General features: G+C 67.6%; 19 protein-coding genes. 14 read left to right on the top strand and 5 right to left on the bottom strand.

The window, feature by feature from the left end; genetic code table 11:
* The first annotated feature begins 7 nt into the window (after positions 1-7).
* Genes A3ES_RS56480 through A3ES_RS0137875 form a run of 5 tightly spaced genes read left to right on the top strand, consistent with a single transcriptional unit; the run spans position 8 to position 4,788 of the window.
* Positions 8-688: an aminotransferase class III-fold pyridoxal phosphate-dependent enzyme gene (locus tag A3ES_RS56480; RefSeq protein ID WP_020392059.1), complete on the top strand. Its 681-nt coding sequence runs from the start codon at positions 8-10 to the stop codon at positions 686-688.
* Entirely contained in the window at positions 640-1,215 is a 576-nt protein-coding gene (locus A3ES_RS56475; RefSeq protein ID WP_237745170.1) for an aminotransferase class III-fold pyridoxal phosphate-dependent enzyme, read from the top strand. The genes A3ES_RS56480 and A3ES_RS56475 overlap by 49 nt, the downstream gene beginning before the upstream one ends.
* 38 nt (positions 1,216-1,253) lie before the next feature.
* Complete coding sequence (locus A3ES_RS0137885) at positions 1,254-2,090, top strand: alanine dehydrogenase (protein WP_026163584.1); 837 nt, start codon at positions 1,254-1,256, stop codon at positions 2,088-2,090.
* A complete protein-coding gene (locus A3ES_RS0137880) occupies positions 2,087-3,520 on the top strand; it encodes an aminobutyraldehyde dehydrogenase (RefSeq protein ID WP_020392056.1) in 1,434 nt (477 codons plus the stop codon). The genes A3ES_RS0137885 and A3ES_RS0137880 overlap by 4 nt, the downstream gene beginning before the upstream one ends.
* Positions 3,517-4,788 carry an ATP-binding protein gene (locus tag A3ES_RS0137875; protein WP_020392055.1) on the top strand — a complete coding sequence of 424 codons (1,272 nt, stop codon included), beginning with the start codon at positions 3,517-3,519 and terminating at the stop codon, positions 4,786-4,788. Before A3ES_RS0137880 ends, A3ES_RS0137875 begins: the two co-directional genes overlap by 4 nt.
* 8 nt (positions 4,789-4,796) lie before the next feature.
* Here the strand turns inward: A3ES_RS0137875 and A3ES_RS0137870 are convergent, their stop codons facing one another.
* On the bottom strand, positions 4,797-5,420 hold the full coding sequence (locus A3ES_RS0137870; protein WP_020392054.1) for a TetR/AcrR family transcriptional regulator: 624 nt from the start codon (positions 5,418-5,420) through the stop codon (positions 4,797-4,799).
* 44 nt (positions 5,421-5,464) lie between these two features.
* On the opposite strand from A3ES_RS0137870, the gene A3ES_RS54595 reads away from it, so the two are divergent.
* Positions 5,465-5,992, top strand: a complete 528-nt coding sequence (locus A3ES_RS54595) for a hypothetical protein (RefSeq protein ID WP_169501840.1) — start codon at positions 5,465-5,467, stop codon at positions 5,990-5,992.
* Complete coding sequence (locus A3ES_RS51915) at positions 5,938-6,882, top strand: agmatine deiminase family protein (RefSeq protein ID WP_157630968.1); 945 nt, start codon at positions 5,938-5,940, stop codon at positions 6,880-6,882. The genes A3ES_RS54595 and A3ES_RS51915 overlap by 55 nt, the downstream gene beginning before the upstream one ends.
* Positions 6,883-6,886: 4 nt before the next feature.
* Here the strand turns inward: A3ES_RS51915 and A3ES_RS0137855 are convergent, their stop codons facing one another.
* Together A3ES_RS0137855 and gabT are read right to left on the bottom strand one after the other, a co-directional pair.
* On the bottom strand, positions 6,887-8,245 hold the full coding sequence (locus tag A3ES_RS0137855; protein WP_020392052.1) for an NAD-dependent succinate-semialdehyde dehydrogenase: 1,359 nt from the start codon (positions 8,243-8,245) through the stop codon (positions 6,887-6,889).
* Positions 8,245-9,588: a 4-aminobutyrate--2-oxoglutarate transaminase gene (gene gabT / locus A3ES_RS0137850; RefSeq protein ID WP_020392051.1), complete on the bottom strand. Its 1,344-nt coding sequence runs from the start codon at positions 9,586-9,588 to the stop codon at positions 8,245-8,247. The genes A3ES_RS0137855 and gabT overlap by 1 nt, the downstream gene beginning before the upstream one ends.
* On the opposite strand from gabT, the gene A3ES_RS0137845 reads away from it, so the two are divergent.
* Positions 9,587-11,113: a helix-turn-helix domain-containing protein gene (locus tag A3ES_RS0137845; RefSeq protein WP_337587782.1), complete on the top strand. Its 1,527-nt coding sequence runs from the start codon at positions 9,587-9,589 to the stop codon at positions 11,111-11,113. The genes gabT and A3ES_RS0137845 overlap by 2 nt on opposite strands.
* Here A3ES_RS0137845 and A3ES_RS0137840 read toward each other — a convergent pair.
* Positions 11,105-11,326, bottom strand: coding sequence for a hypothetical protein (locus A3ES_RS0137840; RefSeq protein WP_020392049.1), 222 nt, complete (start codon positions 11,324-11,326; stop codon positions 11,105-11,107). The two genes, A3ES_RS0137845 and A3ES_RS0137840, sit on opposite strands and share 9 nt — an antisense overlap.
* 198 nt (positions 11,327-11,524) lie before the next feature.
* On the opposite strand from A3ES_RS0137840, the gene A3ES_RS49860 reads away from it, so the two are divergent.
* From A3ES_RS49860 to A3ES_RS0137815, 5 genes are all read left to right on the top strand, one after another.
* On the top strand, positions 11,525-12,883 hold the full coding sequence (locus A3ES_RS49860) for an agmatine deiminase family protein (RefSeq protein WP_157630967.1): 1,359 nt from the start codon (positions 11,525-11,527) through the stop codon (positions 12,881-12,883).
* Positions 12,880-14,223 carry a flavin monoamine oxidase family protein gene (locus A3ES_RS0137830; RefSeq protein WP_040456504.1) on the top strand — a complete coding sequence of 448 codons (1,344 nt, stop codon included), beginning with the start codon at positions 12,880-12,882 and terminating at the stop codon, positions 14,221-14,223. Before A3ES_RS49860 ends, A3ES_RS0137830 begins: the two co-directional genes overlap by 4 nt.
* Positions 14,224-14,678: 455 nt before the next feature.
* Positions 14,679-15,041: a hypothetical protein gene (locus A3ES_RS0137825; RefSeq protein WP_020392046.1), complete on the top strand. Its 363-nt coding sequence runs from the start codon at positions 14,679-14,681 to the stop codon at positions 15,039-15,041.
* Between the two features lie 163 nt (positions 15,042-15,204).
* Positions 15,205-15,858, top strand: coding sequence for a hypothetical protein (locus A3ES_RS0137820; protein WP_020392045.1), 654 nt, complete (start codon positions 15,205-15,207; stop codon positions 15,856-15,858).
* A 150-nt stretch (positions 15,859-16,008) separates the two neighbouring features.
* Positions 16,009-16,518 (top strand): 2'-5' RNA ligase family protein, encoded by a 510-nt coding sequence (locus A3ES_RS0137815; protein WP_020392044.1) that lies wholly within the window; start codon positions 16,009-16,011, stop codon positions 16,516-16,518.
* 10 nt (positions 16,519-16,528) lie between these two features.
* Here the strand turns inward: A3ES_RS0137815 and A3ES_RS0137810 are convergent, their stop codons facing one another.
* Complete coding sequence (locus A3ES_RS0137810) at positions 16,529-17,209, bottom strand: alpha/beta fold hydrolase (protein ID WP_020392043.1); 681 nt, start codon at positions 17,207-17,209, stop codon at positions 16,529-16,531.
* A 519-nt stretch (positions 17,210-17,728) separates the two neighbouring features.
* Here A3ES_RS0137810 and A3ES_RS56470 point away from each other — a divergent pair.
* A partial coding sequence (locus tag A3ES_RS56470; protein WP_040456501.1) for a transposase family protein occupies positions 17,729-17,918 on the top strand: 190 nt, incomplete at its 3' end.

Raw genomic sequence — 17,918 nt, 5'->3', positions numbered from 1 at the left:
ACCCACCATGCTCGACCTCCAGACCACCCCTGCCCTGATGGACGCGGACAGTCATGCTCGCCGGCAGCAGGCGGCACGGGACAACCTGTGGATGCACTTCACCCGGATGTCGGCGGTCCAGACCGCCGACGTACCGATCATCGTCCGCGGCGAGGGCGCCTACATTTTCGATGCCCAGGGCAAGCGCTACCTGGACGGCCTGGCCGGGCTGTTCGTGAACCAGCTTGGTCACGGCCGGACGGACCTGGTCGAGGCGGGCGCCCGGCAGGCGTCACAGCTGGCCTTCTTCCCGATCTGGTCCTACGCCCACCCGAGCTCGCTCGACCTGGCCGAGCGACTGGCAGCCCGGGCCCCGGGCGACCTGAATCGCGTCTTCTTCAGCACCGGTGGCGGCGAGGCCGTCGAGACCGCCTGGAAACTCGCCAAGCAGTACTTCAAGCTGACCGGCAAACCCACCAAGCACAAGGTGATCAGCCGGGCGATCGCGTATCACGGCACCACCCACGGCGCGCTGTCCATCACCGGCCTGCCCGGTTTGAAGGCGCCGTTCGAGCCGTTGGTCCCCTCGACCTTCCGGGTGCCCAGCACGAACTTCTATCGCGCACCCCAGCACGCGGACGACCTCGAAGCGTTCGGCCGCTGGGAGAGCTGTTCGGCGCCGAGCGGTACGGCTGCCAGCCGGACCTGATCACCTGTGCCAAGGGACTCACCTCGGGCTACGCCCCGCTCGGTGCCACGATCGTGTCCGAGCGGCTGATGGAGCCGTTCCTGAAGGACACGGCGATGTTCGCCCACGGCTACACCTTCGGCGGGCATCCCGTCTCGACCGCGGTCGCGCTCGCCAATCTCGATGCCTTCGACAACGAGAACATACTGGGTCACGTCCGGAACAACACCGGTGCCTTCCGGGCCACCCTCGAACGACTGCTGGACCTGCCGATCGTCGGCGACGTCCGGGGCGACGGCTACTTCTTCGGGATCGAGCTGGTCAGGGACAAGGCGACCAAGGAGACCTTCGACGAGGACGAGTCCGAGCGATTGCTGCGCGGCTTCCTGTCCAAGGCGCTGTTCGATGCCGGCCTGTACTGCCGCGCCGACGACCGCGGCGACCCGGTGATCCAGCTGTCCCCGCCGCTGATCTGCGACCAGACCCACTTCGACGAGATCGAGCAGATCCTCCGGTCGGTACTGACCGAAGCCGGCTCGCTGCTCTGATCCACCCCGTTCTTCGAACCAGAAAGGCGGTTCCGCCAATGAGAATCGGCGTGCCCAAAGAGATCAAGAACCACGAGTACCGCGTCGCGATCACCCCGACCGGCGTCGACGAGCTGACCAGGCGTGGCCACGAGGTGTACGTCGAGACGGCGGCCGGGCTCGGCTCCTCCATCACTGACGCGGAGTACCTGGCGGCCGGGGCGAAGGTCCTCGACAGCGCCGACGAGGTGTGGGCGGCGGGCGATCTGCTGCTCAAGGTCAAGGAGCCAATCGAGCCGGAGTACGGGCGGATGCGGGCAGGGCAGGTGCTGTTCACCTATCTCCATCTGGCGGCGTCCCGGCCGTGTACCGAGGCGTTGCTCGACCGGTCGGTCACGGCGATCGCCTACGAGACGGTCCAGCTCCCGTCGGGCGCGCTGCCCCTGCTGGCCCCGATGAGCGAGGTGGCGGGCCGGTTGGCTCCGCAGGCCGGAGCGCATCACCTGAAGGGGTCCAAGGCACCGCGGCTGATCTCGAACGACCTGGTCGCCCGGATGAAGCCGGGCAGCGTCCTGGTCGACATCGCGATCGACCAGGGTGGCTGCTTCGAGGACTCCCGCCCGACCACGCATGCAGAGCCGACGTTCACCGTGCACAACTCGGTGCTGTACTGCGTCGCGAACATGCCCGGTGCGGTCGCCAACACCTCGACGTACGCACTGACCAACGTCACCCTCCCGTACGTCGCCGCCCTGGCCGATCACGGGTGGCGCGAGGCATTGCGCGGGGATCGCGCGCTGGCCGGCGGGCTCAGCACCTACGCGGGGCAGGTCACCCATCGCCCGGTGGCGGAGGCACATGGAATGGCCTGTGCCGACCTGGAGCCGGTGGGATGACGTCGCGGATCCTGCGCGGTTTCGTCGGGGGCGAGTACGTCGACTCGTCGGGCGGCGAACTCGAGTTGGTCGATCCCTCGACCGGTGACGTCTTCGCCCACGCGCAGGTGGCGGGCGAGCAGGATGTCGACCGGGCGTACCAGACCGCGGCGGTCGCCTTCGAGAGTTGGCGGGAGACCACACCCGCCGAGCGGCAGCATGCACTGCTCGGGATGGCGACGGCGCTCGAGACTCGCGCTGACGACTTCGTGCGCGCTGAGTCCGAGAACACCGGCAAGCCGCTGCACCTGGTCGCCGCGGACGAACTGCCGGCGGCGATCGACCAGCTGCGCTTCTTCGCCGGCGCGGCCCGGGTGCTCGAAGGCCGGTCGGCAGGCGAGTATCTGCGGGGGCACACCTCGTGGATCCGGCGCGAGCCGATCGGCGTGGTCGGCCAGGTGACCCCGTGGAACTACCCGCTGATGATGGCGATCTGGAAACTGGCGCCGGCGCTTGCCGCGGGCAACACCGTGGTACTCAAACCCAGCGAGACCACGCCGGTGACGACTCTGCTGCTGGCGGAGCTCGCCGCGGAATTCCTGCCGCCCGGCGTACTGAACGTCGTCTGTGGCGACCGCGCCACCGGCGAGCTGGTGGTCGGTCACCCGCTTCCCCAGCTGGTTTCGATCACCGGCTCGATCCGGGCCGGGATGGCGGTCGCCGCGTCCGCTGCCACTGATCTGAAGCGGGTTCACCTCGAGCTCGGCGGCAAGGCCCCCGTACTCGTCTTCGACGACGCGGGCGTCGGCCGGGCGGCCGAACTGATCGCGACGGCCGGTCTCTACAACGCGGGCCAGGACTGTACGGCGGCCAGCCGGGTGATCGCCACTCCTGCCGTGTGCGACGACCTGGTGGCTGCGTTGGCCGAGCAGTGCCGGGCGGTGAGTTCGACGTACGAGCGAGGTCCCACTGATCAGGAAGCGATGTTGCCGCCGGTCAACAATCGGCAGCAGCTGGATCGCGTGCTGGGGTTCCTCGCACGATTGCCGGGCCATGCCGACGTCGTCACCGGTGGCGATCGGCAGGGGAACTGCGGTTTCTACGTCCAACCGACGATAGTTGCCGGTGTCAACGACAGCGACGAGATCACCCGCGAGGAGGTGTTCGGTCCGGTGCTCAGCGTTCAGCGCGCTGCCGACGAGAGCGAAGCCGTGCGGCTGGCGAACTCGTTGCCCTATGCACTGGCTTCCTCGGTGTGGACCAGTGACCACGCGCGAGCGCTGCGGGTGTCCGCCCGGCTCGACTTCGGGTGTGTGTGGATCAACACCCACCTGCCCCTGGTGGCCGAGATGCCGCACGGCGGGTTCAAGCATTCCGGGCAGGGCAAGGACCTGTCGATGTACGGGCTCGAGGACTACACGCGGCTCAAGCACGTCATGTCGGCGTCATGAGGCGCTGGCTGATCCGTGAGTACCACGACGATGATCTGGAGTGCGTGGTGCGGCTGTGCGACACGACTTCCAACAGCCAGCATTCCGTGTTCTCGCTGGCCGACTGCATCGGCGTCCTGCGGAGCCGGCAGCCATCGGTCGTTGCCCTCAGCCACGGCCGGGTGGTCGGGGCGGCCTTGTCCATGGTCTCGGGTGATCGCGCCTGGGTGACCCGGATCGCGATCCCCGACGACCTACGCGGTCAAGGGCTCGCCAGCGCGCTGCTGCTGGCCCTCGAAACCCAACCCGTCGAGCGACGGGTGCGAAGCATCGCCTATGTACTGCGGGAAGAGGAGTTGCTGGCACGAGGCCTGGAGAACGCCGGTTACAGCAGAAGACCCGCCGTCGCGTACTACGACAAGACCATCTCCGTGGACGCCGGCCAGGCCGTCGTCCTGGATCGGCTGGGCGGTCAGTTGCTGCCACGCGGCCTGTGGGAGGAGCTGGCAGGCATGGATCAGGAGAAGGACCTGATCGAGAAGCGGGTACTGCTTCCGCTGGCAGAGCCCGAGCTGGCCCAGCAGCACGGCGTCGAACCCCCGCGGGCGATCGTGCTCTTCGGACCGCCGGGTACGGGCAAGACAACCTTCGCTCGGGCGATCGCGTCGAGGCTCTGCTGGCCGTTCGTCGAGCTGCTGCCGTCGACGCTGGCCGGCGGTCCGCACGGGGTATCAGCCGGGCTGCGGGACGCGTTCGCCGAGGTCTCCCAGCTCGAACGGGTGCTGGTCTTCATCGACGAGGTGGAGGAGATCGCCGGCGCGCGTGAGGGGTCGTCGGCGCCGGCCCAGCATGGAGTGACCAACGAGCTGCTCAAGCTCATCCCGGCGTTTCGCCAGCACGACACCCGGCTGCTGGTCTGCGCGACGAACGCTGTCGCCGACCTCGATCCGGCCTTCCTGCGACCCGGGCGATTCGACTACGTGCTGCCGATCGGTACGCCGGACGACGGCGCCCGCCAGGCGATCTGGAAGCGCTATGCGGCCGAGGGCGTCGACATCGAGCAGCTGGTCGAGGTCAGCGACCGGCTTACTCCGGCGGAGATCGAGTACGTCGCCCGGGCCGCCGCGCAGGCGTCGTTCGAGCGTGACCTGAGCTCCGGGCCGTCGGCGGATCAGAACGGACCGGTCACCACGGACTATCTGGCGGCGCTGGCCAGGCTCAGACGGACCGTCACTGAGGAGCTGCTGGATGAGTTCGGTCTGGACATCGCCACGTTCGCGAGGACGTAGTGACGGCGTCAGGGTGCAGCGGGGGAGAGGAGGGCGCGTGCGGTGGTCAGACACAGCTGCACGATGCCCTTGCCGGTCAGCCCCGGACGGCCGAGCGTCAGCTGGATCGACAGGCCGTCGATCGAGGCGGCGAGCAAGGTGGCGGACCGGTCCGGGTCATCGCTGCTGAAGGCCGCCTGCTCGCAGCCGTACCGGATGATGCCGGCCAGGATCCGGCGCGACCGGGCGTCGAGCTCCTCGTGCAGCCGGGCCACCTCGTCGTCCAGCGCGGCGTTGCTCCAGACCTCGAACCAGAGCACCCAGCCTGGATCGCGCGGCCCGTTCGCGGCGGACAGCTCGATGAACCTGGCCAGCCGCTTCCACGGATCCCTGATGCCGTGGACAGTCGCCTCGACCTGGTCGATGAAGGCGTCCTCGGACTGCTGGATCGCCCGCATCAGCAGCACTGTCTTGGACCGGAAGTAGTAGGAGACGTGACCGGCGCTCGTCCCGGCGCGCTCGGCGACGTCGGTGACGCGGACGTTGGCCAGGCCGCGCTCGGCGATGAGCTGGGCGGCAGCCGTCACGATCTGCTGCTCGCGGGCCGCGCCCCGCCCCTGCCGTTTGGTCACCCCGTTGTCCGCATCCGCCACAAGCGGAGCTTAATAGGATCACCACAAGGAGATGAGATTCGATGATGGGTCGCCGTACTTTCCTCGGGACCGTCGGCTTCGGCCTGGCGCTGAGCCTGACCGGATGCACCGACGACGAACCGGCGCCGTCCGCCAAGCCGAAACCGGCCGGGAACGGCTATCGGCAGCCGGCCGAAGGGGAACCGCACGAGGTGACCTGGATGGCGTACGGTGCAACGCCCGGCGTCTGGGGCGAGGAGCCGACCACGCCGTACGGGCGTGACCTCACCAATGCGCGGCTCGTCGCGCGGCAGGATCTGGTCCGGCTGGCCGCCACCATCTCCCGGTTCGAACCGGTCGCGCTGCTGGTGAACTCGCCCGCGGACGAGGCGGAGGCCCGTGCCTTCTGGCAGCGATCGTCGCCGGGACCTCGGCCAAGGATAAGCTCGGTAAGAAGCTGGATGGCTCGGGGCGCCTCTACATCGGCGACGTCAAGGCCAGTGAACTACCGCCGATTCAGACGCACCCGCTCGACCTCGTGCAGTTGCCGCTTGATGATCTGTGGACCCGAGACACCGGCCCCGTCTTCGTGACAGATGCGGCTGGCAAGCTTCATGGCGTCAACCTGAACTTCAACGGCTGGGGTCAGGCGCCGGTCACTACCGGATTGACCGGCTGGACCAAGGACGCGAAGAAGGCCGCCAACGGCGTCACCGACCAGCCGATCGAGCGGGACCGTACGGTGGCGAAGGCGATCGCGGCGGACTCCGGCGTACCGGTCGTCTCCACCTGGCTGACCATGGAGGGTGGTGGCCTGGAGGTCAACGGGTCAGGTCTGGGGGTTGCCACCGAGAGCTGCATCCTCAATCCGAACCGCAACCCGGGCAAGTCGAAGGCACAGGTCGAGGCCGAGCTGCGGCGGCTGTTCGGCGTCGAGCGGATGTTGTGGATGCCCGGCCGCCCGGGGCTCGAGGTCACCGACTGGCACGTCGACTTCCTGGCCCGGTTCACCGCTCCAGGTCAGTTGCTCTACGCATCGGCCGAGTTCGGCGAGGCTGAAGACAAGCGCGACCGCAAGGCGCTGCTGAAGGCCGTCGACCAGGTCAACGCTCTTCCCGCCGGTGAGCGGAAGAAGTTGCTCGGCGGGAAGGGCGGAAAGCTGACGACCGCCACCCTGCCCGAGCCCGACCCCGCCGAGGTCTACAAGACATACAAGGCCCGGAACCAGGCTCAACCGTTCACCGAACGGCCCGAGGCGGAGTTCAGTCTGACCGCCGCGCCCGGCTACGTCGGGTACTACGAGGCGAACGACTGCATCGTGATGGGTCAGTACGGCGACAACGCCACGGATGCCGAAGCGTTCGACATCGTCTCTGAGCAGTTCCCGGACAAGCTCGTCGTGCAGATCTCGACCGACGGCCTGTGTGCGGGCGGTGGGACGATCCACTGCGCCACCCAGCAACAGCCGAAGATCGAGTCCTGAGCCCTCATCCGAGGTCGACCGAGAAGAACTGGGTCTCCTGGAACGCCCGCAGTCCCTCGCGGGCGCCCTCGCGACCGATCCCGCTCTGCTTGACCCCACCGAACGGAGCCGCCGGATCGGAGACCACACCCCGGTTCACCCCGACCATGCCGGCCTCCATCGACTCGGCGATCCGCAGCGCGTCCTGGAGCCGGCCGGCGTACACGTAGCCGGCCAGGCCGTACTCGGAATCGTTGACCTGGGCAAGCATCTTCAGTTCGTCGCGCCAGCCGATCACCGGCGCGACCGGACCGAAGATCTCCTCACGGACGATCCGGGAGCCGGGGTGGACGTCGACGAGCAGGGTGGCGGGATAGTACCAGCCGGTGGCGGGCACCGGGCCGGTGTTGGTGATCCGGGCACCGTCACCGACCGCTTCGTCGACCAGGCCGCTGACTCCAGTGACTGCCTTGGCGCTGATCAGCGGGGCGACCTCGAGCTTGTCGATCGCTGCGCCGAACCGGGCCACGAACTCGTCGATGATCGCGTCGTGGACATAGAACCGGTTCGCCGCCGTACAAGCCTGGCCGGCGTTGCGGAACTTCGCGATCAGCGCCCCGTTGACAGCGGCGTCGACGTCCGCGTCGGCAGTGACCACAAAGGCTGCGTTGCCGCCTAGCTCCATGCTGGTGTTGAGAACCCGGCCGGCCGCCTGGCTGAGCAGCGCCTGGCCGACGCGGGTCGAGCCCGTGAACGAGAGCTTGCGGACCCGCTCGTCCTCTAGCCAGGCAGTGACCACCTCGCTAGGTGAGTCGGTCGGTAGGACGTTGACCACACCTTCGGGCACGCCGGCCGCTGTCAGCAGGCCGGCGATCGCCTGCGCGGTCAGCGGAGTCTCGGCGGCAGGCTTCAGTACGACGGTGCAGCCAGCGGCCAGCGCAGGTGCGATCTTGCGAGTCGCCATCGCGGCCGGGAAGTTCCAGGGCGTCACCAGCGCTGCGACGCCGACCGGCCGATGGGTCACAATCGTGCGGGTTCCACCCGCGGGAGAGGAGCCGTACTCACCCTCGGTACGGACCGCCTCCTCGGAGAACCAACGGAAGAACTCGGCGGCATAGCTGACCTCGGCCCGGGCGTCCGCCTCGGACTTACCGTTCTCGGCGGTGATCAGCAAGGTCAGTCGATCGATGTCCGCGACGATGAGTTCGTACCCGCGGCGCAGTACCTCCGCCCGGACCCGCGGAGCGGTGGCGGCCCAGTGGGGAAAGGCGTCCGCGGCCGCGTCGACGGCTGCGGTCGCGTCGACGGCGGTGCCGTTCGGCACCTCGGCGATGATCGCCCCGGTTGCCGGGTTGGACACGGGAAAGGTGGTCGGCACGGGCATCAGGACTCCTTGAGAACGGCGTCGAGGATGTCGAGACCCTCGGTGAGCAGCTGGTCGGGGATGGATAGCGGCGGCAGGAAACGCAGTACGTTGCCGAAGGTCCCGCAGGTCAGGACGATCAGACCCTTGGCATGAGCGCCTGCGGCGACGCGGCGGGTCAACTCGGCGTCGGGCGTGCGGGTGCCCGGCTCGACCAGCTCGATCGCGATCATCGCCCCGCGCCCGCGCACGTCGCCGATCCGCTCGTCCACTGCCCGCATGGCCTTGAGTCGCTCGGTCATCGTCAGTCCGATGTCGCGTGCGCGGCCGACCAGTCCATCGGTCTCGATCAACTCCATGACCGCCAGGGCGGCCGCGCACGCGATCGGGTTGCCGCCATACGTGCCGCCGAGGCCACCGACGTGCGGAGCGTCCATGATCTCCGCGCGGCCCGTCACGGCTGCCAGCGGCAGCCCGCCCGCGATGCCTTTCGCGGTCACGATCAGGTCGGGCACGACACCCTCCTGGTCGCAGGCGAACAGGTCACCCGTCCGGGCGAATCCGGTCTGCACCTCGTCGGCGACGAAGACCACGTCGTTCGCCCGGCACCAGCTGGCCAGCGCGGTGAGGAAACCTGGAGCGGGGACAACGAAGCCGCCCTCACCCTGGATCGGCTCGATGACGACGGCCGCGAGGTTCTCGGTGCCGACCTGCTTCTCGATCAGGTCGATCGCCCGCCGGGCGGCCGCCGGGCCCTCGACGCCCTGATCCCGGAACGGGTAGGAGACGGGTGCGCGGTACACCTCGCCGGCGAAGGGGCCGAAGCCGCTCTTGTACGGCAGGTTCTTCGCCGTCATCGCCATCGTCAGGTTGGTGCGTCCGTGGTACGCGTGGTCGAAGGCGACCACCGCCGGCCTCCGGGTGTGCGCGCGGGCGATTTTGACAGCGTTCTCGACGGCTTCCGCGCCCGAGTTGAACAGCACGGTTCGCTTGTCGTGGCTGCCCGGAGTGATCCGGTTGAGCGTCTCTGCGACCCGGACGTAGCCGTCATAAGGGGTGACCATGAAGCAGGTGTGCGTGAAGGCGGCCACCTGCTCGTTGACGGCGGCAACGAGAGTCGGGGCGCTGTTGCCGATCGTGGTGACGGCGATGCCGGAGCCGAAGTCGATCAGCGAGTTGCCGTCCACATCCACCACGACGCCACCTCCCGCGGCGACGGCATAGATCGGCAGCACGGTGCCGACGCCCTGGGCGACGGCCGCGATCTTCCTGGCGTGCAGTTCGCGGGAACGAGGGCCTGGTATCTCGGTGCTCAGGCGGCGTTCCTGGGGAAGGTCCGGTCCGCCGGTGTGTAGGTCTGCCATGCGCCAACGGTGGCCCAGGCGAACCCGCTCAAGCCATGGCATTCGTGCACAATCCATGGTCGACGGCTATGCAAAACTGACCCCCATGATTCCTCTATCCGCGGTCTTGTCAGAGCGAGGCCTTAGCCTGACGGCCGTTCATCTTCCCCGGCCCGATGCGCAGCTACGGTGGGTGGCGACCAGCGAGCTGGTCGACCCCACGCCCTTTCTCGAAGGGGGAGAGCTGCTGCTGACGACCGGGTTGGCGACGACGGGCTGGCGGAGCCAGTGGATCGCCTACGTCGCAGGGCTCCGTGATGTCGGCGTCGCTGGACTTGGGATTGGGACCGGGCTGACACATCGCAAGCCGCCCCGAGGCCTGATCCGGGCCTGCGAGGAACTGGGCGTCAACCTCGTCGAAGTGCCGCGGCCCACTGCGTTCGTCGCAGTCAGCCGGCGGGCGGCCGACTTGCTGGAGCAGGAGCAGGAGAGGACGGCGCGGATTGTGCTGGCGCTGCAGCGTCGGCTCACCGTCGCCGCGGCGGGACCCGAGCCTTCAGCAGCGATTCTGCAGGAGCTTGCCAAGTCGCTGACCGGCGCCACCTGTCTTCTCGCCCCGACCGGTCAGGTCGTGGCGGGGTCGCCGGGGGACCTCGACCTGAGCGAGATCCGTGATCGGATCAGGGCAATCCGCTCCCAGGGGATGCATGCGGCCGTGACGCTTAGCGAACCGGGCTACGTCACCATCTTGCAGCCGATCGGCCTGAAACAGCGGCCGGAGAGCTATCTCGTCACCGGCACCACCGGACGACCCACGGAGGCGCAGGGGCGCGCTGTCAGTACTGCGGCCGTATTGCTCGCGCTCGTCTCGGAACAGCAGCGGGACAAGCGCGAAAGCCGTCGCCGCGTTGCGGCTCGCGCCTTCGATCTACTCGTGAGCGGCGACCTCCGGACCGCCCAACTCCTACTCGAGCGCGACGTCTCCTTCCCACCCAAGCTGAAGGTCCTCGCAGCCCGCGGCCCGGCAGACGCCATCGACGACGCTCTGGCCATAGTGGAGAAGGCGATCCCACTCGCCGCGCTCGTCAACGGTGAGCTCTTCGTTGTGTCTCCCGCCGCGGGAGCGGAGCGCATCGCGGTCGAGCTCGCCGGACTGGGCCTGTACGTCGGCGTCGGCGACACCGCGAAACCGGACAACCTTGGCCCGGGCCGGACCACCGCCACTCAGGCTCTTGCCCAGACTTCCGCCGCAAAGCCAATCGTGCAGTGGGCCCGCGTCGTCCGCGAAGGTGTCGCTGCCTTGGTCGATGACAAGCTGGCCGCAGCCTTCGCGGCCTCGTACCTGGGATTGTTGACCGACGAGCAACTCGAGACCCTGCAGTCCTTCCTCCGCCACCACGGCTCCCGCCTCAAGGTCGCAGCAGAACTGAGCCTCCACCGCAACACCGTCCGCAACCGCCTGCACCAGATCGAACACCAACTCGGTGTTACCTTGAACGACCCCCAGGTCAGAATGACTGCCTGGTTCGCCTTGCAATCAAGGTGAGTCGCGCACACGCGCTGGTGTCAGCCCTTGACCCCCCATGGTCAGGCCGGAGACGAGTTGGCGCTGGAAGAACCCGACGATCAGCGCAGTCGGGATGAGCGAGATGACGAGGACGGTGCCTTCTACATCGTCGACCGCTCCCAAGGACATGATCATCCGCGGCGGCTCCAACGTGTACCCCCGGAGGTCGAGGAAGGCCTGCGCTTGCAGCACCCAGGGCGGCTTCGGTGGCGAGCATCGACCGCGCGTGTTCGGGAGGGGCTTGGCGGCGCACGTTCCGACCGCTAGGCTTGACTAAATTTTCAGTCAGGGAGGGCGGCCGTGAACCGTCGTACATTCTTGAGATCGAGTGCAGGACTCGCCGCGGTGACCGGACTCGGTGTCAGTCTCAGCGGTTGTCAGGAGGACCCGGTGAAAAGAGCAGGAGTCCAGGAGACCGGCGCCTTGCGCATGCCCGCGGAGTGGGCGGCGCACGCGATGACGTGGATGGCGTACGGCGCCACGGTCGGGGCGTGGGGTGAGGACACCGTGACGCCGTTCGGTCGGGATCTGGGGCGGAGCCGCATCGTGGCGCGGCAGGATCTCGTGCGGCTGGCGGCCACAATCTCCAGGTTCGAGCCGGTGACGATGCTGGTGAACTCGGCGGCGGACGAGGCCGAGGCCGGCCGCTACCTCGACGAGGTCGTCAAGGCAACGCAGGTGAAGGACCAGGTGGGATCCTTGCTCGACAATTCTGGCCGGATCTTCGTTGGCAACGGCGGTCGGGAGAGCGACTTGCCGCCTGTCCGGACACACCCGCTCCGGTTCCTCCGGTCTCCGGTCAACGACCTGTGGACCCGCGACACGGCACCGGTCTTCGTGCTGGACGAAGCAGGCCGATCGCATGCGGTGGACCTCCACTTCAACGGGTGGGGCCAGTGGCCACTGACGTCGGGGCTGCGGGGCTGGAGGAAGGACCCACGCAAGACCGCGAACGGTGTCCACGACCAGCCGATCGACCGCGACCGCACTGTCGCTGGCACCGTAGCCGACCAGGCGAGCGTGCCCGTCGTGGACACCTGGCTCACGATGGAAGGCGGGGGTCTCGAGGTCAACGGCGCCGGTCTGGCGGTGGCCACGGAGAGTTGCATCATCAACCCGAACCGCAATCCCGGGAAGTCGAAGACAGACGTTGAGGCCGAACTACGCCGGCTGTTCGGCGTCGAGCACATGCTGTGGATGCCCGGGCTCGCCGGTGTCGAGCTGACGGACTGGCACGTCGACTTCACGGCACGGTTCAGCTCGCCGCGCGACCTGGTGTATGCCTTCGACGAGAACTTCGAGCCGAAGGACCAGCGCAACCAGAAGGCGCTGGCAGGTGCCATCGATGCGGTCAACGCGCTGCCGCCCGAGACGCGGTCGAGGTTGCTCGGTAGTGAGGGCGCGACCTTGCGGACCCACGAGCTCCCGCTCCTCGACATCGCCGAGGTCTACGCCAGCTACCGTCGACGCAACGTTGGCGACCTGCGGATCACCGAGCGCGACCTCGAGGAGTTCACCTACACGACGGCACCTGGTTTCGTCGGCTACTACGAGGCCAACGGCTGCGTGGTCATGGGCCAATTCGGCGATGCCGCAGCCGATCGTGCTGCCTTCGACCTCGTCTCGAGCCTCTATCCCGACAGCGTCACCATCCAGATCACGACCGACGGACTCGCCAGCGGTGGCGGGACGATCCACTGCGCCACGCAGCAGCAGCCGCAGGGAACGTCGAGGGAGGGCGCCCGATGAGGTGCGACACGGTGGTGATCGGTGCTGGGGTGACCGGCCTGGTCGCGGCCTGGCGACTGGTCGAGGCCGGGCAGGACGTGCTGGTGCTCGAGGCCCGGGACCGGGTCGGCGGCCGGCTGCGCAGCGAGGTGCACGACGGGTCGTTCTTCGAGATCGGGGGCCAGTGGGTCTCACCGGACCAGGACGCGCTCAAGGACCTGCTCGACGAGCTCGGGCTGTCGACGTACCCCCGCTTCCGTGCAGGTGAGTCGATCTATCTCACCCGCGAGGGCGAGGCGCGACGGTTCAGCGGCGAGGATCTGCCTGTCGGCGCCACGACGGCGGCGGCGATCGAACGGATGACCACGGTCCTGGACGAACTCGCTGCCGGGATCGACCCGGAGCGGCCATGGGACCACCCGGAGGCCGAGCGCCTCGATCGGGTGACCTTCCAGCAGTGGCTCGAGGACGAGTGCGACGACGTCGAGGCTCGTGACAACATCGCGCTCTTCATCGGCCCGGCGATGCTCACCAAGCCGGTGTGGTCGTTCTCTGCGCTTCAGGCGGTGCTGATGGCCTCGAGCGCCGGTTCGTTCCGCCACCTGGTCGACGCCGACTTCATCCTCGACTGCCGGGTCGAGGGCGGGCTGGCGTCCGTCCCGCTGGCTCTGGCCGACCGGCTCGGCCGCCGGATCCGCCTCCGCCAGGACGTCACCGCCATCGAGTACGACGACCGAGGTGGCATCGTCCGCGCCGACGGCGCCCGCATCGCTTCGCGTCGTGTCATCGTCGCGGTCCCGCCGCCGTTGGTGCGTCGGATCAGGTTCACGCCCGAGCTGCCCGCGGTTCACCGCAGCGCCCGCGACCACCAGTCGTTCGGGCTGGTCATCAAGGTGCAGGCGGACTACCCGACACCGTTCTGGCGCGAGCGCGGCCTCAGCGGCACCGGCTTCGGGCCCTACCAGCTCGTGCACGAGGTCTACGACAACACCCCCGACGGTGCGTCCACTGGCCAGTTGGTTGGGTTCGTCTCGGACGAGCGGGCCGACCGAGTCGGTCGGCTGACGGCCGAGGAGCGTCGGGAGCAGATCCTCGACTCACTCGCGGCGTACCTCGGTGGCGACGCCCGGCGGCCGAAGACCTACGTCGAGAGCGACTGGCAGCACCAGGAGCTGACCGGCGGTGCCTACGGCACGAGCTTCGACCTCGGCGGGCTCACCCGTTACGGGCCCGTGCTGCGCGAACCGGTCGGCCCAATCGAGTTCGGCACGAGCGATGTCTCCGGCCTCGGCTTCCAGCACGTCGACGGCGCCGTCCGCGTCGGTACCGACCTCGCCCGACGCGTCCTCACCGGACGCTGACCGCCCACCACCCGAGCGCATGGGCGTTGACCGTCCCTGATGGCGGCGTTTCGCCGAGTAGGAAGCCTGTCGCACAAAGCCTGCCGACCATCACCCCGCACCAAGGCGCGTTCTTGCCGTGGGCAACTTTGACTGGTCGGACGTTGTCACTGTGCACCTGGAGGGGCGGCCGCCGAGCCGATCGAGCCCAGAACTGCCGCATACATGCCCGGTGGGCGGCTGAAGGGTTGTCAGCGGGCGTGGTGTTGTCTATCGTGGCGCCTGGTTGGGAGAACAGCCAGGCGGCCAGGGTGCCGCCGGTGTCGACGGAGATCGAGGATCCCACCGCCTCCAGGTCATCTGTGATTTTGCGCTGTGTCCGCGCTCGGCCTGATCAGTTGTGGTCCGGATTCGCCATCGCCACACCGTGCAGGGCCCCTTCCAACCCACCAACAGACCCGCCACCAGGAGCCGTATTGACGAGCGATAACTTTCAGCTCCCGCAGCTGACCGTCCAGCAGAGTCCCGCCCGCAACATGGCAGCGCGCCTGCCGGGAATCCTTGCGCTGAATGAGGCTGCAAATTGCCTGGTCGTCGATAAACACGGACGCCACATCGATGTTGCCTGGCCGCCAGGATGGTCAGTCGCCCTTCGCGACGGCTCGATCGCGTTGATCGACGCCACAGGACAGACCTTTGCCAAATTGGGTGACACGGTGTCACTGGGGGGCGGCTACGTTCTCGCATCGGTCGCACACACGACCTCGTGCCTCGGCACCGAGAAGGTGTGGGCAGTCGCCTCCGCCCCTGACACCGGTTCAGTCCACAGGAGCGACTGACTCAATCGCGGCGCGGCCCAAGGGGACCCGCCAGGCTTGCCCGAGTGCGCTGACGCATGCCGCTCCAACTACCGGATCTGCCGAATTCAGGAATCTGCTCAGCGGACTAGATCGCCCTCCCGCGTGCGGCCAACAGGGTGCGCGGTTCCGATACCGTCAGGCTATGGCTGGCTGGGAGAGTCTGCGCGCTGATCTGCGCCGGTTGCTCGAGGAGTCACCGGACGCGCTCATGGTCTTTCAAGACCCCAACAGCGAGCAGTGTGGGCGGCCGATCCACATCGAGTTGGCCGCCTGGGCAACCGACATCGCGGCCGGCCTGAACGCGAAGTACGGGAGCCTTGTGGATCTGCGTGTCGGGGCAATGACTTTTCCGGCCGGACAGATGTGGTTGCAGAAGAGTTGGTACGAGCGCTGGTACGAGCTACCTGGAGCTGCCGCTGAATCCGTCGGGCTCGACGTGGAATCTCTGTCTCCGTTGACGATCCGAACCGGCCGGTTCGCGTACCAGGACGTGCTGGTCACGAATCGAGCCGCACACGAGCAAGTGCTCCTCACCGACGGCGCCCTGGCATCAGCAGTGATCGACAGCTCCGGCACGGTCGTCGGTCTGTACGTCGGCCCGCACTCGCTGGCCCGGGTGGGGTTCGCGATCCAGCCTCACCAGAGCCGTCCGGTGCCCGTCTTGATCGGCACGGCCTCGGTTGTTCCCGACCTGGGGTACGCCGTCCCGCCCGGACAGTGGCGGCTGGTCATCGCGCTCCAGACCGACACCGGCAACATGGTGGCGGCGCCGATGGAGATCACCATCACGCCGTGAGCAGCGCACGTAGCGTCGACCAGCGGCTCACCAGGGCGCTCTCCACCCACCGTCGACCTTGCGCCGGTAGCAACCAAGAACGCATTGATTTGCCGCGGTCCGCGCGCTCATGGCGATGAGCGGCGGACCCGAGGCGTAGCCTGCGGCTCCATGACAAGCCTGATGACCTGGCTCGTGCCCGCCCTTGGGCCGGAGCGCGATGACCTGGTTGCCACGATGGACAGGCTCGCCGGCCAGCACGACGCCGCTGGGTTCGAACCCCACGTCACGCTGGTTCCCAACGTCGAGTCGGGAGAGGAAGCAGCGGCGGCGACGCTAAGGTCGCTGGCGGCCGCGATGACCCCGATCGACTTGAACTTCGCATCGCTGGGACGCGAGGAGACGTACTTCCGCGCGCTATACCTGGTCCCGGAGCCTTCGGAGCAGCTCGTCGCCCTTCATCAGGCCGTCCGGCGGCTGTGGTCACCAGATCCCTGGCAGTTCCGGCCACATCTGAGCGTCCTCTACTCGGAGATCAGTGAGGAATGCAAACGCCCCATGATCGACTCCATTAGCATCGGCTTACCGCTGACGATTCGTTTCGACGCCATCGAGCTGTGGGCAGCGACCCCAGAAGTGCGCGAGTGGTACCGCGTGGCGAAGATTTCGTTCACGGAGTGAACCTCGCGGGTCAATGGGTCCACCCGTGGCGTTGTAGCCACTCGGCCACCATGTCGGTTGCCGGGCTTTCAGGATTGCCGAGACCGCTGCGGCCGTGGTCGAGGCCATGAAACTCGGCGACGTAGATCCCAAGCCCGCGAAGGATGTGCTGGTCCTTGAGTGACACTCGCTGCGCATCGAGCGTGCCCCAGTAGATCAGCATTGGTATTGCCATGTGTCGAAACTCGGCGTGCCAGTCGTAGCTATGAAACCAGTTCCAGAAGGTTCGGCTGCCGACTGGGACGCGGCGTTCTCGGTTCATCCGCGCTAGCCATGCGTCGGACAAGCCGCGGAGCACGTTGAATCCGCCGCACACCATTAGCCGGGCCCGAGGCGTCGCTTGAGCGATCGCGCATGCCATTGCTCCACCCTGCGATAAGCCCCATACCGCGAACTCGGAAATGTCTTCCTGGTCGCAGACCGCGAGGATCTGCTCGTGGATGCCGCCTGGTGGGTAGATCTCTGGCCGGTCGCTCCGGCAGAAGCCGAGCGGCTCAATCTGCACCATCGTGTACCGGTCGGCGAGTCGCTCGAACGGCACGTAGGAGCCGCGGTCCTTCTTCGGCAGCACCACCGCCCGCCCGGTTCCGGTCACCGCGTATCGGAGCTGGTGACCCGCAAACACTGCAGTCTTCCAGCGCACCGCGTTCATGACACCTCCGACAGCGGTTAGACGACAGTCGTGCCAGCTCCGGATGCTACGGGGCTGCGCCGACATAGCCTCAGCTGAAGGTTTGAGGTGCCGGATCCACGCCGATGAGGCGCGCTGCGCTCACCGACCCCGGCAGCTCGACCGCATCCAGGACCGAATCGAGAAGCAACAGCGCGGCAAGGCAGCGAACAAAAAGGCAAGAAAGGGACGGAGGAGAAGGCCGGCGTCAAGGAGCAGGGCTACAAGAAGATCCCGGTCAGACTCGACGGAAAGCTCCGCAACTTCAAACCCGACTTCTGGGGCAAAAGCGGCAAGACCAGAGTGATCGGTGAGGTGAAGTACTACCGCAAAGGCAAGACCCTGTCCGCAACCAGGGCGATTGCAAAGTTGATCTGGCCGCGGCTGGCGTGTCGGTTTTGACTTGAGGTGGCGGCGTGCGTGGCGCGGGTGTGGAGACAGCGGCTCCGTTGGGATGCTGCAGGTTCCTACACCGTTGCCGCGTCGCAAGGAGCCGCTGTCGTGTCGTCATTGTCGTTGCTCGTGGGTGTGCTTGACCAGCCGTCGGAGATGGAGGCTCGGGCCCGACGCGATGTCTCGGGTTTGATGCGGGCATTGGAATCGGTTCCAGACCAGCGGAAACGGCGTGGGCGGCGGTTCAATCTCGTGGTCGTACTCGCGATGGCGGTCTTCGCGGTGTGCTGTGGCGCAT

This window comes from Kribbella catacumbae DSM 19601, from assembly GCF_000372465.1.
Lineage (GTDB): Bacteria > Actinomycetota > Actinomycetes > Propionibacteriales > Kribbellaceae > Kribbella > Kribbella catacumbae.
This window is presented reverse-complemented; position numbering and strand designations above follow the sequence as displayed.